The organism is Pseudomonas sp. 7-41 (assembly GCF_021233075.1).
Classification (GTDB): Bacteria; Pseudomonadota; Gammaproteobacteria; order Pseudomonadales; family Pseudomonadaceae; genus Aquipseudomonas; species Aquipseudomonas veronii.
On record NZ_CP089551.1, the window covers coordinates 42,999 to 57,271 of the forward strand.

The 14,273-nt window shown below is 65.6% G+C and carries 10 protein-coding genes; all 10 read right to left on the reverse strand.

The window, feature by feature from the left end; all coding sequences use genetic code 11:
- Positions 1-30: 30 nt before the first annotated feature.
- On the reverse strand, positions 31-405 hold the full coding sequence (locus LQ249_RS00225; protein ID WP_046385148.1) for a hypothetical protein: 375 nt from the start codon (positions 403-405) through the stop codon (positions 31-33).
- A gap of 124 nt (positions 406-529) precedes the next feature.
- Positions 530-1,459, reverse strand: a complete 930-nt coding sequence (tagQ, locus tag LQ249_RS00230) for a type VI secretion system-associated lipoprotein TagQ (protein WP_046381641.1) — start codon at positions 1,457-1,459, stop codon at positions 530-532.
- Positions 1,460-1,543: 84 nt separating this feature from the next.
- Positions 1,544-3,256, reverse strand: coding sequence for a formylglycine-generating enzyme family protein (locus LQ249_RS00235; protein WP_057004018.1), 1,713 nt, complete (start codon positions 3,254-3,256; stop codon positions 1,544-1,546).
- Positions 3,249-4,433 (reverse strand): ABC transporter permease, encoded by a 1,185-nt coding sequence (locus LQ249_RS00240; protein ID WP_232566098.1) that lies wholly within the window; start codon positions 4,431-4,433, stop codon positions 3,249-3,251. Before LQ249_RS00240 ends, LQ249_RS00235 begins: the two co-directional genes overlap by 8 nt.
- Complete coding sequence (locus LQ249_RS00245; protein WP_046381638.1) at positions 4,433-5,137, reverse strand: ABC transporter ATP-binding protein; 705 nt, start codon at positions 5,135-5,137, stop codon at positions 4,433-4,435. Before LQ249_RS00245 ends, LQ249_RS00240 begins: the two co-directional genes overlap by 1 nt.
- Positions 5,137-8,118: a serine/threonine-protein kinase gene (locus LQ249_RS00250; RefSeq protein ID WP_232566099.1), complete on the reverse strand. Its 2,982-nt coding sequence runs from the start codon at positions 8,116-8,118 to the stop codon at positions 5,137-5,139. Before LQ249_RS00250 ends, LQ249_RS00245 begins: the two co-directional genes overlap by 1 nt.
- Positions 8,115-8,834: a PP2C family protein-serine/threonine phosphatase gene (locus tag LQ249_RS00255; protein WP_046381636.1), complete on the reverse strand. Its 720-nt coding sequence runs from the start codon at positions 8,832-8,834 to the stop codon at positions 8,115-8,117. Before LQ249_RS00255 ends, LQ249_RS00250 begins: the two co-directional genes overlap by 4 nt.
- Entirely contained in the window at positions 8,835-9,488 is a 654-nt protein-coding gene (gene tagF / locus LQ249_RS00260; RefSeq protein WP_046488982.1) for a type VI secretion system-associated protein TagF, read from the reverse strand. It abuts the gene before it with no gap.
- Positions 9,485-12,985: a type VI secretion system membrane subunit TssM gene (tssM, locus tag LQ249_RS00265; protein ID WP_201021651.1), complete on the reverse strand. Its 3,501-nt coding sequence runs from the start codon at positions 12,983-12,985 to the stop codon at positions 9,485-9,487. The genes tagF and tssM overlap by 4 nt, the downstream gene beginning before the upstream one ends.
- Entirely contained in the window at positions 12,982-14,271 is a 1,290-nt protein-coding gene (locus LQ249_RS00270; RefSeq protein ID WP_017849973.1) for a DotU family type VI secretion system protein, read from the reverse strand. The genes tssM and LQ249_RS00270 overlap by 4 nt, the downstream gene beginning before the upstream one ends.
- Positions 14,272-14,273: the final 2 nt, after the last annotated feature.

The window sequence follows — 14,273 nt, forward strand, 5'->3', positions numbered from 1 at the left end:
GGGGCTTGCCCCCGATGAATCCACCTCGGTCTACTGCTTTTTCTTCGGCTTCAAATACTTGGTCAAGCCCTGGAACCAGATCACCAGCGCCGGGTTGCCCTTGATCTGGATCGACTTGTCCTGAATCCCCGTCATGAACGCCAGTTGCTTGTTCTTCGCCTGCATCGTGGCGAAGCCATAGGCGGCGTCTTTAAAGGCAATGGCGAAGGCCGGCGCAGGGTGGACACCCGAGCGGCTGGTGATGCGCTGGTCTTTGACGATGAAGTGACGGGCAACCTTGCCGTCGAGGGTCTGCAACTGGAACGCCAGGTCTTTGTCACCCAACTGCTGCTGGAACGCAGGGTTGGTGCGGCTGGCTTTGCCCATCATCAGGCCCAGTACCCAGAGGAGAAGACGAAATTTCATGCACACGGCCTCGGTGTAATTATTGAGTGGCCGCAGCAGTGTAACGAATTGCCGAAAGAACGCCACCGATCTCGCGCTTTAGCCGGAGATCGGTTGGCGTTTACCGCTTATAGCAACAACTTGCTTATACGTTAGGGCACGGCACCGGCGCCCAGTCGGCCAGGTTCGGATCGCGGCAAGTGCCTTCGATCTGTGCTTTACCGGCGCTGGCGACCTTCTTGCTTTCATCTTGCTTGGTCTGGGCAGTCTGGAAGGTTCTTTCGGTGGCGACCGCTTCTTTCGGCACCACAGGCAGCGGCGGACGCTTGGTCACGACTTTGCTGGTCAACTTACCTTTCTTGGCCGGTACGACCGCCGGAGTGGCATCCGCTGTCGCCACGGTGACTACGTCGTTGCGCTGCACGCCCACCTGTTGCAGGTCTTTCTCGTAAGCCTGGGTGTAGTTGTTCAGGTCTTCGCTGGCCTTGCCGTTGACCGCGACGATCAGGTCATTGGATTCCTTCAGGCCGGAGACGATTTCCGCCAGGCGCTTGCGGCCTTCGGTGTCGTTGACGGTCTTGGCTTTACGGTCGGCCACCAGCTTGGTGAACGCGCTCTGGTAGCACTGCTGGGAGGCCTTGGCGTAGGCGGTGCTGCGGTCGATGTCGGAGGCGCTTTTATTGACGTCGGCTGCGTAGGAGCCAATACGCTGGTTGTCATCGGCGATCTGCTTCTGACGCTCGGTGTAGTAACCCGCCGCGCCGCCAGCCAGGGCGCCGCCCGCGGCACCGATTGCGGCGTTACGGCCGCGCTTCTCGGAGTCGCCGGTCAAGGCGCCGAGCAATGCACCGCCGGCAGCGCCGATGGCCGCGCCGGTGACGACCGACTTGGTCATGTCCGAATCGGTCGCGCGCAGGTGCTGCACCGGCTCGTAGCAGTTCGGGTAATACTCGACCTTGGTGCTCGACGCGACCTTGGACGTCGGCGACGTGGCGCAACCAGTCAACACGGTGCTGAAACCGGCTGCGATCAGCAGCAAGTGACGCTTGGAAACCGCCTTACGGGAAAAAAGCATAGGTGTGTTCTCTTTTAAGTTTGACTTGCCCAGCACGGCCCACCGCCGCCTGAGTCCCTTCCAAGCTCGCTCTATAGCCAACGATCAAGACCGCTGACCACTGGCTGCGAGCAATTCCTTCAAGATCGTTGCCGGGTCGGCCCGCTGTTGCTTGCGGTAGTTGCCGACATGGCGAACGAACAGTGTCGCGCGCGTCACCAGGCTTTTGCCGAGCACTGGCTTGCGATCCAACTCTTCCTTGATCCGTTGAAACTGCGCCTGGATCACCGCATCGGTGTAACGCGTGCCGGTGGCCAGGTTGTCGATATAGATCGCCACTGCGCCGTCGAGGGCGCTGCGCCCGTTGGCAATGGCTGCGGCAAACAGCTGCGCGCTGGCCTCGTCCTTGGCGTCCACGGCCTGCTGGCGGCTCTTCTGCAGATTGGTCAGGCGGATGTTGTAGTTATTGATGGTCTCGGCCACCAACGCCGCCGACTGAATCAGGTTGCCCGCCGCTTCTTCGCGTTGCTGGGCGATCAGCGAGACGTTGCGCTTGAGCTCTTCGTTGACCAGCCCCAGCTCGGCTTGCAGGCGTGGGTCGACGCTGGCGGCGATGATGCTGTCCAGGCGCTTGGTCGGGTCCTGGGCGTCATCGATGGCATCGGTCAGCGAGGCCAGGCGGCCTTCTTTCTGCCACTGCGCGAACAGCTCCTTGTAGCGCGAACGCGGTGCCGACAGCGCGCCGATCGCCACGCGAAAACCGGTGGTCTCGTTGCTTTGCTCGGTGCCGTCGGTGGCGAACAACGGGTACTCGCGGCGCATGCCGGTGAACAGCGTGCCTTCGCCCTCCAGGTAATTGCCGCCCTTGACCACAAAGCCGCCATAGGCGCCCTGGCGACGCCCGGCGTGTACCAGCTGGAAGGATTCCTGGACCATTTCCGCCGCGTTGCCGATCACATCGAACAGGCCGATCGGGTTGGGCAATTTGGTGCCGATGGGCATCAGCCGCGCGGCCTGGCCGGTGCCGCCGGCGACTTGGTTGAACACCGCCCAATCGGCCAGCGGGCCGTCGCTTTCGCTGCCTTCGATGCGCCGCGGGAACAGGCGCCCTTCCAAGTCCTGGCGGCTCACGGCCTGGGCCCCGCGTGCGGCGAACTCCCATTCCACTTCGGTGGGCAGGCGCACAAAACCCAGGCCGCCGTCGTCCGCCGAAGCGCCACGCCCGCTCACCGGCAGCAACTCGCGGTGGTATTTCATCAGCCAGGCGCTGTACACCGCCGAGAAGCGTTCGGCTTCAAAGCGCGACAGCTTGACCTTGGGCAAACGCCCGGCCATGCCGCTGGGCGCATCGCACGCGGGCGCCGGTTCGCCACTGGCCAGCGATTGCGCCTGGGACATCACCAGAGCGTATTGGCGCGCGGTCACTTCGTACTTGCCGATGAAGTAGAGCATCGGCTTGAGCGGGGTCTTGGCGTCGGTCTTCGGCATCAAGGGCGTGATGACGTTGTTCCAGTCTTTCGGCAGGTCCTTGAGGCTGAACTGGCCGTTGATGAAGTCGCGGCGATAGCCGGAAATGAACGACTGCTGATAGCCCGCCTCGCCTTCGGCAAAGGGGTAGCCGAGGCTGATCTCGCGGTCGTCCAACGTGCCTTGGGCCAGCACATAGACGTAACGGAACACCATGTTGCCTTCGCACGGCAGCGGCAGGCTGACGTCGTCCGGCAACGGTTTGGGGTTGTCGAGCTTATCGCTTGCCTCATCGGCCCACGCCAGCGAGGCGAGGCTCAGCGCCAAGGCGGCGCCCAGTAACTTATACATCTCGGATTCCTTCAGAAGCCTGGATACGCGCCACGCGCCAACCGCCACACGCTGCCGCCACGGCGCTGACGCCGAGCACAGCCACCAGGGCCAGGCCGTAATGACGCGCCAGCAGGTGGCTGGCGTGTTCGCCCGGCACCTGCACGAATAATTGATTCAAGCCCGCCTCGGCCAGGCCATACAGACCCGCACTGAACACAGCGGCCAAGCCGGCGCTGTAGAGCGCCTGCAGCACCACAAACAGCAACAGCGCGGCGGTGGAAAAGCCCAACAGGCGCAACACCGACAACTCCCTGCGCTTGCGCGCCACGGCGGCCAGCGCCCCGGCGAAGATCGCCGCGAACGCCCCCGCCAAGGCCAACCCGGCGATGATCCAGAACACGATCGACAGGTTGCGGCTCAACGACTGCACCTGGGCGATGCTCAATGCCTGGGTCGCCACCAACAGATTCTGCCCGGCGAAAAACACCCGCAGCGGCTCCACATCGGTGAGGTTGCGCGCATACAGGCGAAACGCCGGGTACACCCGCTGCTCGCCCGCGCCGACCGCGTCGCCGCCCCAACCCAGCGCTGGCACGGCACGGCCGTCGCGGTAGTCTTCCACCGCTTCCAGCAGGCTCAATTCAGCAAACAGGCCGTCGCGGGCGAAGGCTTCCAGCGGCAGTACCGCGAGCACCTGCAAACGCGTGCGCCGGGTTTCGACGCGCCCCGCGACCTGGCGCGCAAAGCCGGTCTCCAGCCAATCCCCGGGCCGCGCCGCGAGCTTCTCGGCGGCGGTGTGGCTCAGCACGATCTGCGCCAGGCCCTGGGGCATCGGCAAACCGTCGAGCAGTGGATCGCCCGGCGCAGTCGGCAGCATTTCCAGGGTCAATGTGCCCACCTGCGCGGTCGCCGCGATCTGCCGCGTGCGCGGGATGGCGAACGCCACATCGCCGCGCTGACCCAACTGCTCGACAAAGGCGCGGCTGAATCGACCACCGCCCAACGGAATAATTTCACGGGTGGCCGGGTCGTTCTCCAGGCGTTCGGTCAGACTGCTGACCAGCCCGAACTTCAGGCCGAACAACACCAGCAACGGCGCGACGACGGCGACCAGCGCCAGCACCGCGCAGGCCGACAGCCACGCATCGTTGCGGTAATCCTGCCAAGCCAGGGAAGCCACCAGACCTAGGCGCATCAGCACACCTCCCCGAGGGTGGCGGTGATGCCGCCATCAGTGTCGCGACGACAAGCGATACGGCGCACCTGCAAGCCGCTGGCGCGAGCCAGGGGTTCGTCATGGGTGGCGATCACGCAAGCGGCGCGGTGTTCGCGAGCGCGGGCCAACAGCGCTTGCATCACCCGTTCGGCGTTAAGCGGGTCGAGGGACGCGGTCGGCTCATCGGCCAAGACCAATTGCGGCGCATGGGCCAGGGCGCGGGCGCAGCTCACGCGCTGGCGTTGGCCGACCGACAGCGCCGCCGGCTTCTTGGCCAGTTGATCGCTGATTTCCAATTGCTCGGCCAGGCGCGCCACGCTGCCATCGTCCTTCAACCCCAGCAGTTGCCGGGACAAGGCGATATTGCTGCGCACATCGAGAAAGCCCAGCAAGCCGCCGGTTTGCAGGACATAACCGAGGTGCCGGCTGCGCAGCTCGGCCAGGGCGGTCTGCCGATCGGCGCGCCACAACCCGCCGATATCGGTCTGATTGAATTCGAAGCGGTCCACCTGATCCGGCGCGAGCACCAGGGCCAGCAGGTCGAGCAAGGTGCTTTTGCCGCACCCGCTCGGCCCGACAATCGCCACTTGCTCCCCCGCGCGCAGGTGCAACGCCGGAATCACCAGGCTATAGCGCTGGGCGCCGACGCCCCGGCTCTTGTGTACCGCGTTCAGGTTCAGCATTACGGCAGCGTCGACAACGGGACGCGGTACAACGCATCGCCCGGCTCGGCAGCGCCGAAACGGACCCAGTTGGCCAGGTCATTGTGGAAGGTTTCATAGAGGCGGATCTTCGAATCCAGCTCGTCGATAAAGTCCTCCTGCTCGGCCACGCTCAACGACAGCCATAGATCCTGGGTCATGTTCAGCGACTTGCTGCGGTACGGCAGGCCTTCCAGGTATTCGCCGAGAATGCCGCCATCGGCCAGGTTGCCACCCTTGCGCAGGGCCTGCGGGTCGCGGCTCATATAGGCCGAGGCGCTGGCGATTTCCTGGAAGAAGTCTTTGGGCGAGGTCTGGGTTTTGCGGGCGGCGTCGACGATCAGTTTCAGCGACTGCTGCAGGTCGTTGAGCTGCAATTTGGTCAACATCACGCACACCTGGAACGCCGGCAGCGCCGGGTTGGTCAGGTCGCGGTCGGCGGTCCAGGCGCTGACCAGTTGCGGCGCCTGGCTCGCGGCTTTGCGCCCGAGGAAGTCCATGTGCATGGCGTAGCCGATGGCGGCGGATTTATCCGCCAGGCTTGGCGCGGCGCTCAGCAAGGGCAGCGGCTGCGGCGTGTCATTGCGTACCTGATGCACCAGGTTGGCGAACACCGTGCCGATCTCATCGACGCGCTCGCCCAGCTTGCGTACATCGCCACCCGGCACCTTCGTATACAGGTCGCCGATCTGCGGGTTGGCGTCGGCAGTGAGGACGCGGTACTGGCTTTCGGCGCCGGCGTGGGTTTTCTTGCCGGCGTCGGTGCGCAGGTGCAGGGCGTAGATCTTGATCTGCTTGCCCAGCGCCGCCTGGCGCACTTCGGCTTCGTTCATCTGGGTGGCGGCGAACGGGTCGTTCTTGCGCAGCGCGCCAGCGTCGGTGACCAGCAGGATGATACGGCCGCCGTAGCCGGACCAGTCCATGCCCTCCACGGCCTGCATCACCCCGGCAAACGCGTCCTCGTTGAAAGAGTGACTGGACACGGTCGACGCCTTGACCCCGCGCGCCAGGTCGAGGAAGCGCTGCGGGTCGCGGCCCTGGTCGAGGGTGATCAGGGTCTTGGCCACGTATTCCAGGCCCGGGGTTTTCTTGATGCTGTTGCGAAAACCCACCAGGCCGAAGCTGACGCTGTCCAACTCGCCGCGTTCGGCGATACGGGTTTGCAGCTCGTGGACCACATCGCGGATCTGGTCGATATACGGCTGCATCGACACGGTGGTGTCGACCACCAGCACTACCGCCGTGCGGAAGGCATCGGCATTGGCGTTGATCAGCGGGGTCGCGGGCTTGGTGACCGCGCTGCTGCCAGGGTCGATGGACGCGACGTTGAGCAACTGCACCGGCTGGCCGTTGTCGTCGAAGCTCTCTTTGGAATCGAAGATCGGCAGCAGGTAGAACTGGTTCTGCGGCACCGCGCTGGCGGCCGGCTCCAGGGCCAGCACCTGACCGTTGTCGTCGCGGTTGTTCTGCGCCTTGGCCAGCACGCCTTTGGCAGCGGCGGGGTCGGCCAGCAGCTTTTCCACTTCGCCGGATTGGCGCAGGAACATCACCGGCGCCCGGCCGGAGCGTTCGGTGAACTTGAGCACCAGGCTTTGCTTCCAGTCGCTGACCTGGGCGGCCGGCAACCAACCGTCGCTGCGCCCATCGGTGGCGGCGCCGACGCGTAGCCATGGGCTGCCGTCGACGTCCTTGCGCTGATACACATAGAGCACGGAAAACGCCGGCAGGGCTTTGTCTGGCGCGCTGCCGGCAGCGCTGGCGAGTTTCGCGCCGGGTTTGCTGAGCACGCGCTGGAACAGGGTTTTCTTGCCCGCCATCAGCAAGGGCCGTTGACCGCCGTCCACTTCGGCGACCGCCACCGGTGGCGTCACTGATGGTGTCACCTTGGGCACTGTCGCAGCCGGTGGCTTGGCGGGCTGATCACTGCCGCTCAACCACCAGTAACCCGCGCCACCTATGGCCAAGGCAACCGCCACCGCCACGGCGGCCAACGCCAACACCGGCCCGCGGCGCTGCTCGGACACCGTGTGCCGTGGGGTTGGCGGCACCACCGGCTGGCGCGCCGGTTGCGGCTTGTCGGTCGGGATCTCGATGGATTGCGGAGTAATGCCGGCCAGATCGAAACTCAGCGGAATCGGCAACGGCCGCACCTGCGTGGCGTCCGGCGACTCGGTCGGCAGTTGATCCAGCGCCAGCAGCAACGCCGCCGCATCCGGGAAGCGCTCATTCGGGTCCTTGGCCAACAGTTTGCGCAGCACGTCCTGATAACGCCCGTGATGCAGCGGCAGTTCCGGCAGCGGCTCGGTCAGGTGGGCCAAGGCCGTGGAGAGCGCGTCGGTGCCGTTATAAGGCAGCTTGCCGACGAGGATTTCATAGAGCACCACGCCCAGCGCATACAGGTCTGCGCGGCCATCGATTTCCTGGCCACGCGCCTGTTCCGGGCTCATGTAGCTCGGCGTGCCCACGGCGAAACCGGCCTGGGTGAACTGGGTGCGGTCGTCCAGGGATTTGGCGATGCCGAAGTCCGACAGCACGGCGGTGCCGTCGGCGCGGAACAGAATGTTCGCCGGCTTGACGTCGCGGTGGACCAACCCCTGCGCATGGGCATAACCCAGCGCCGAAGCGATCTGGCGGATCAGCGTGAGGCCCTGCTCCGGAGTGAGGCCGGCGGCGATGCGCTCCTTGAGCGTGCCGTTGGGCAGGTACTCCATGGCCATGTAATACAGCTCGCCGACATTGCCGATGTCATGGATGGTCACCGTGTGCGGGTGCGACAGCCGCGCCAGGGTCTTGCCTTCGCGCAGGAAGCGCTCGCAGAAACTCGGGTCCGCCGCCAGCGCCGCCGCCATCACCTTGAGCGCGACCTTGCGCTCCAGCGAGCGCTGGGTCGCCAGGTACACGCTGGCCATGGCGCCTTCGCCGATCTCGCCTTCGATGTCGTAGCCCGGGATCACGATGTTCATGCCGATACCTTCACGACGATGGCGGTGATGTTGTCCGGTGCGCCGCGGTTCAGCCCCAGGTGGACCAGGCTGCGCACGATTTCATCCGGGGCGTCATGGCTGAGCACCTCGCGGATCTCGTGGTCCTCGACGGTCTTGTTCAGGCCATCGCTGCACAGCAGGTAACTGTCGCCGGGGGCGATCAGCAGGTCGACCACCGCCAGTTCCAGTTGGGCTTCCACACCGATGGCGCGGGTGACGATGTTGGCGCGCGGATGCACACGGGCATCGGCCTCGCTGAGCAGGCCGCTGTCTTGCAGGTCTTGCACGTAGCTGTGGTCGCGCGAAATGCCGTCGAGCACGCCGTCGCGCAGGCGATACAGGCGACTGTCGCCGGCCCACAGGCACACGCCGCGCAAGCCGCGTGCGGCGAACACCACCACGGTGCTGCCCATCATGGTCACGCCACGGTTGGCGGTTTCTTCACGCACGGCCGCGTTGATGCGGATCAGGTCGTTGCGCAAGGCCGCCGAGTATTCCTCGAGGGAACGTCCCAGCGGCACACTGCGCAGGCTGTCGACGATCAGGCTGCTGACGTAATCCCCCGCGGCGTGCCCGCCCATGCCGTCGGCCACCACCCACAGGCGATTCTCGGGCAGGTCCAGGCACGCGTCTTCATTGACCTGGCGAACCATGCCCACATGGCTTTTGCTCGCGGATTTGTACGTCGACCCCATCTACATCACACCTTCTTGTCCGAGCAAAAACTGCGCAAAATCGCTGGTGGCGGGCAGGCCCTGACACCGCAATAAACCAGGGGAAATCGTCTGCGAACCACGCCCCCACCACAGGCTGGCGCCTTCGCAGGCCTGTTCGGCGAGTGCGGTCATGCGCGCATGGGGTTCCGTGGCGGCTACCCGCTGCAGCCCGGCGAAACGGCTGTCCACCGCGCGCGGTTCCGTCGCCGGCAAGCCCAGGCTGTCGAGGCCGGCGTTGAAATTCTCGAAGGTGGCACCGGCATCCAGGGTGCCGAGCAACAGCTCTTCGGCCTCTTCAAACCAGCGGTCCGGGCCGCCCACCAGGGACGCCGGATTGGTGTCGTGATCGAGCAACGCGACCACGGCCAGCGGAAAATACCGCCCGACCCGGTCGATGCTCGGCATCACCACGCCCGCCGCCGCGTTCGGCCCGCACACGCCGGGCGCCAGCACAAAGCGCCACAGCGGGCTGACCAGATACACGTTGAGCCAACCGGCGCCGAGGCTGTGTTGACTGGCGAGCAGGCCCGCCGCCAGCCAGCTGTCCCACGGGCCGATAAAACTCTGCGGCAAGGCGCGGCTGACAAAATCGCCGCGACTGGCCAACTTGCCGTAGAAGCCCAACGTCGTCATAACCGCTCCGGCAGGCTGAAGCCACTGAGCACGCGGCTCTTGAACGGGTTGAAGGCGCTGTTGGCACGCAATTCGTAGGCGATGCTCGCACCGTCGACCCGCAGGCGCAGGTTGAAGCGGTCCGGCGCATTGCCGGGCGTGAGGTCCGATTGTTCCAGCAGGCGGAACCAGGCCCACGGGCCGTCCAGGGTCACGCCGGAACGACCGCTGGGCGACGGCGGCATGATCGAAATACGCACCACGCCAATGCTGCCGGGGTTCGGCCATTGCATCGCCACCGGGCGGCTCGGGCCGTGGTCGTAGCTCAATTGCTGGCCGTCGAGGTCGAGCAGGAACTGGGTGATGCTGGCGTCCATCGCCACCGGCTTGAGCTCGAAACGCACGATCGGCTGAGTACCGCCTGAGCGAAAGAACGCATCGCGGATCGTCGCCGCGCGCTGGAAGGTTTGCAGCACACCCGGCGCAATCCCGAGTTTCTGCGCCGCGCCCGGCTGCCAGCGCCAGGTCTGTGCGGAGGTATCGACGTAGGGCTGCAGGTATTTGCGGAAGTAGTTATCCATCACCCCGCCCACGCCGAAGAACTGGCCGAAATCATCCAGGGTGGCGTCACGCGCGCTGCCCGGCGACATCGGATAACGCCCGGCCAGGGACTGGCGATACACGTTCACCACTTCGCTGACCCAGGCCGCGTTCAGCTGGTTGCGCACGCCGCCCATCATGCTGTTGGTGGTCGAGTTGACCACCGACTTGACCATGCCCTGCACCAGCGGCGGCTGGCGCTCGGCGTTCAGGCTGACCCGCGTGGCCGCCGCTGCCGCCTGGTTCTTGGCCTCACCGAGCAAGGCATCGCCGCTGGCGCCGACCATGGCGCTGACTTGCACGTACAGCGCGTTCATATCCGCCAGCAGGCCGTCGATGGCCGCCGGCTCGCCTTCGTTCTTGCTGACGATACTGTTGAGCTCGGCGAAGTGCGCGGTCACCGGGTCGTCCGCAGCAGCCGGCGCATCCGCGTTCGGTTGCGCCTGGCCGAGCAGGTTGCCCAGGCGTTCCTTGAGCTTGTCCACGCCGCCTTCGACCGGCACGCCCTTGGCCGCCAACTGGCGTTCCTCTGCCTGCAAGTCGGTTTCCCTGGCCACCGCCACCAGCAGTTTTTTCAGCGGCGAGGTCGGCCCGGAAATCACCCGCAGCACGTCCGCCGCCTGGGCCACGCTGGTGATCGGCACAAAGTCGATGTCGGCAAGCAACGCATCCCACTGGCGCTGGTAGTCCTGGAAGTACAGGCGGCGCACGTCGGCGGCCAGGCTGACCACGTTCTGCTGGTCGGCCTGCTCATGGCCGAGCACCCATTGCTCTTCGGCCAGGGTGCCGGTCTGGTTCAGGCTGCTCAGCAGGAACGCCTGGCGATAGCCCTTGGCGGTGAAGAAACCACTCAGCGGCTCACCCAACGGCTTGCCGCTTTTGCGGCTGAACACCAATGCGGCGTCGCGGCCGGCGGCTTCGTTGAGGCGGAAGTCCGGAATGCCGTCGGGCAGTTTCTGGCGTTTGACCCGGTCATACACGCGCTGGGCCACCGGCAGTTGTTGCAACTGCCGACGCAGGTCGTCGATCAAGCGCGCATCGAGGCGTGCGCTCGGCGGGTGACGTTCGAACAACGCCTGCAAGTGTTCGGCCAGCGCCTGGCGCTGATCGGCGGGTAGGTCGCGTGGCAGGTTGCGGTCCCAGTCGAGGGCGATCCAGGCCTTGATGAAGTCCGCGTCGTAATGCTCGGTGTCGGCGAGCATCAGGTAAGCCTTGAGGCCTTCGTAGAGGAAGTCGGAGTTACCGCCGCCGTGCAGTTGCTCCTCGATGCGCGTCACCAGGCGCGGCGCGAAGACGGCGATCAACAGCTTGCGATAGACGCTGGCGGATTCGGCTTCGAGCATATCGCCCTGATACAGGCCCAGGCCCTCGGACCAACTTGGCGAATCCCCGGCGAGGTGTTTCACCGCGTTGAGCAACGGCAACACGGCGAGCACTTCGCGCTGTGCCGGGCTGAGGTTCTGTACGGCCTGGCCCAGGGGCGCGACCTTCTGGTCGACCTGGGCGATATACGCCTGGTTGGCGCGATAACTGACCCACCACAGGCTGCTGACCACGATCACCAGCGCCACGGTGGCCGCGAGCACGCCGCGTGCGATCCATTTGCGCCGCCGCTCGACCTGCGGGTTGACGCCCACCAGCCCGCGCTCGGCAAAGGCGACCGCGCTGAACAGTTTCTCGATGAAATAACTGCGCCCGCTGCCGCTCTGGCGTGCCAGGTGCTGGCGGTCCAGGTTCATGCTCTGGGCCATGGTGCCGATCAAGCGATCGATCGGGCTGCCTTCCTGGGTGCCGCTGGTGAAATACACGCCGCGCAGCAAGACGCGCTCTTCAAAGGCGTTGGGTTTGAACACGCCTTCGAGGAAGCTTTGCAGGCAATCTTTCAATGCACCGAACTGCTGCGGGAAGCCGTAGATCAGGTCGCGCCGCGCCGGGTCGCGTTCCTGTTGCAGGCGTTCGACCAGGCGTTCGTTGAGGCGCTGTTCGAGGCCGGCGAATTCGCTTTGCAGGTGCGCCAGGGGGCTGTCGCTGTGCTTGCCGTCGTCCAGGGCAAAGGTCATGCCCCACACCTGGGCGCGTTCTTCCTTGCTCAGGTTGTCGAAGAACTCCATGAAGCCCGGCACCAGGTCGAGCTTGGTCAGCATCAGGTAGATCGGGAAACGCACGCCCAGCTGGGTGTACAGCTCCTGGATACGCAGGCGAATCGCCGCCGCGTGGGCAGCGCGTTCGGCTTCGCTGCCCAGCAGCAGGTCCGACAGGCTGATGGCGATAAAGGCGCCATCGATCGGGCGGCGCGAGCGCTGCTTTTTCAACAGGTCGAGGAAGCCCAGCCAGGCGGCTTTGTCCACCGGGGAGTTGCTGTCCTGGGTGGTGTAGCGGCCGGCGGTATCGAGCAATACGGCCTGGTCGGTAAACCACCAGTCGCAGTTGCGCGTGCCGCCGACGCCCCGCACCGCCCCGGCGCCCAATTGGGCAGCCAGCGGGAAATGCAGCCCGGAATTGACCAGCGCGGTGGTCTTGCCCGAACCCGGCGGGCCGATGATCACGTACCACGGCAGCTCGTAGAGGTTGCGCCGCTCATCCCCGCCGAGCTTGGCTTTTTTCAGCAGGGCCAGGGCTTCGTCCATGCGCTGGCGCAGGCTGGTGAGTTCTTCGGCGGTGGCGACGCTGTTGGGGTCGGCCGGGGTTTGCGCGGCCAGGCTGCGCATCACTTCGGCGGCCTGGCGACGGGCCTGGAGGATGCGGAACACACGGTAGGCGAGCCAGGCCGCAAACAGCAGGACGATCAGCGCCCAGCGCCGCCCTTCGGGCACCAGCACGTCGAGCAGGGGCCCGACAAACCAGATGATCAAGCTCAGGGCGATCAGGCCCAGCAACGGGATCACCCAGCGAATCATGAAACTGAAAAACGCCTTCACTCGACGCCCTCCGCGAGTACGGTGATTTCAACCCGACGATTGCGGGCTCGGCCTTCGGCGGTGGCGTTGGTCGCCACCGGCTCGGTGTCGCTTCTGCCCTCGGCACTGAAGCGATCGCCCTGGCCGGTCTTGGCCGCGAGGATCTCCAGCACCGACTTGGCCCGCGCTTCGGACAAGGCCCAGTTGGACGGGAAGCGCAGCGTGGCAATCGGGCGGTTGTCGCTGTGCCCGGTGACGCGCACCTGGCCCTTGACTTTGCGGATCGCGTCGGCGATGCGCAGCATCAGCGGCTGGTAGTCGTCGACGATGCTGGAGCTGGCCGACGCAAAGAGCTCATCACCGCGGATCGTCACGACGGAACGGTCGACCTTGTCTTCCACCGCGACGCGACCGGCCTTGATGTCTTCCACCAGAAAACCGGCCAGGCGCGGGCGCTCGATCACTTTCGGCTGCGCCACGGGGCGGTCGATGGCCTGCACCGGGATCTCGCCCAGGGCATGGATATTCTTGAACACCGGCTCGGCGTCTGCGGCCAGCTTCAGGCGCAGGCCGAACAGCAACGCCAGCAGCAGCGCCAGGCCGATGGCCACGGCGATCCACGGCGGCATGAACTGCGCCAGGCGATCGCGCGCCACGGTCACGCCGCGCCAGTGCGGCGACAGCTCGCGTTCGTGGTCGCCCCGGGCGCTGCGAATCGCCGCGGCGGTACGTTCACGCAGGGCTTCCAACTGGCTGCGACCATCGTTCATCACGCGGTAGCGGCCTTCGAAACCCAGGCACATGCACAGGTACAACAGTTCCAGCAGGTACAAGCGCTCGCGTGGGCTTTGCAGGCAATGGTCGAGTAGCTGGAAGACCTTTTCGCCGCCCCAGGCTTCGTTGTGAACGGTGATCAGCAGGCTCTGCTTGCCCCAATCGCTGGTGCTGCCCCACGGCGTGCTCAACACCGCCTCATCCAGTGCGGTACACAGGGCGTAACGCGCCAGCAGCACTTCGTTGCGCGCCACGCCAGCAGCTTCGGCGCGCTCTTCGAACTGGCGCAGATAGGCCAGCAACTGCGCACGCAAACTGGCCGGCGCCGGGTGGGCGATGGTGTTGCGCAGGCGTGTCAGCAAGGCCAGCAGCGGGCCGGCGGCGCTTTCCAGCGGGTTCAGGCCGTGGCTTTTGCCGGTCAGGATCGGCGCGGCCGGCATCGACAGCGGCGCCGGTTCGGCACGCGCGGGTTCGGGCGCACGGCCACCCGGGCGCGGCATGAACTGGGTGCGGTCATCATCATTGGGGTGCATCG

Coding starts and splice junctions, on each gene's coding strand:
- LQ249_RS00225 (WP_046385148.1), bottom strand. CDS start 405: ATGAAATTTCGTCTTCTCCTCTGGGTACTGGGCCTGATGATGGGCAAA.
- tagQ (WP_046381641.1), bottom strand. CDS start 1,459: ATGCTTTTTTCCCGTAAGGCGGTTTCCAAGCGTCACTTGCTGCTGATC.
- LQ249_RS00235 (WP_057004018.1), bottom strand. CDS start 3,256: ATGTATAAGTTACTGGGCGCCGCCTTGGCGCTGAGCCTCGCCTCGCTG.
- LQ249_RS00240 (WP_232566098.1), bottom strand. CDS start 4,433: ATGCGCCTAGGTCTGGTGGCTTCCCTGGCTTGGCAGGATTACCGCAAC.
- LQ249_RS00245 (WP_046381638.1), bottom strand. CDS start 5,137: ATGCTGAACCTGAACGCGGTACACAAGAGCCGGGGCGTCGGCGCCCAG.
- LQ249_RS00250 (WP_232566099.1), bottom strand. CDS start 8,118: ATGAACATCGTGATCCCGGGCTACGACATCGAAGGCGAGATCGGCGAA.
- LQ249_RS00255 (WP_046381636.1), bottom strand. CDS start 8,834: ATGGGGTCGACGTACAAATCCGCGAGCAAAAGCCATGTGGGCATGGTT.
- tagF (WP_046488982.1), bottom strand. CDS start 9,488: ATGACGACGTTGGGCTTCTACGGCAAGTTGGCCAGTCGCGGCGATTTT.
- LQ249_RS00270 (WP_017849973.1), bottom strand. CDS start 14,271: ATGCACCCCAATGATGATGACCGCACCCAGTTCATGCCGCGCCCGGGT.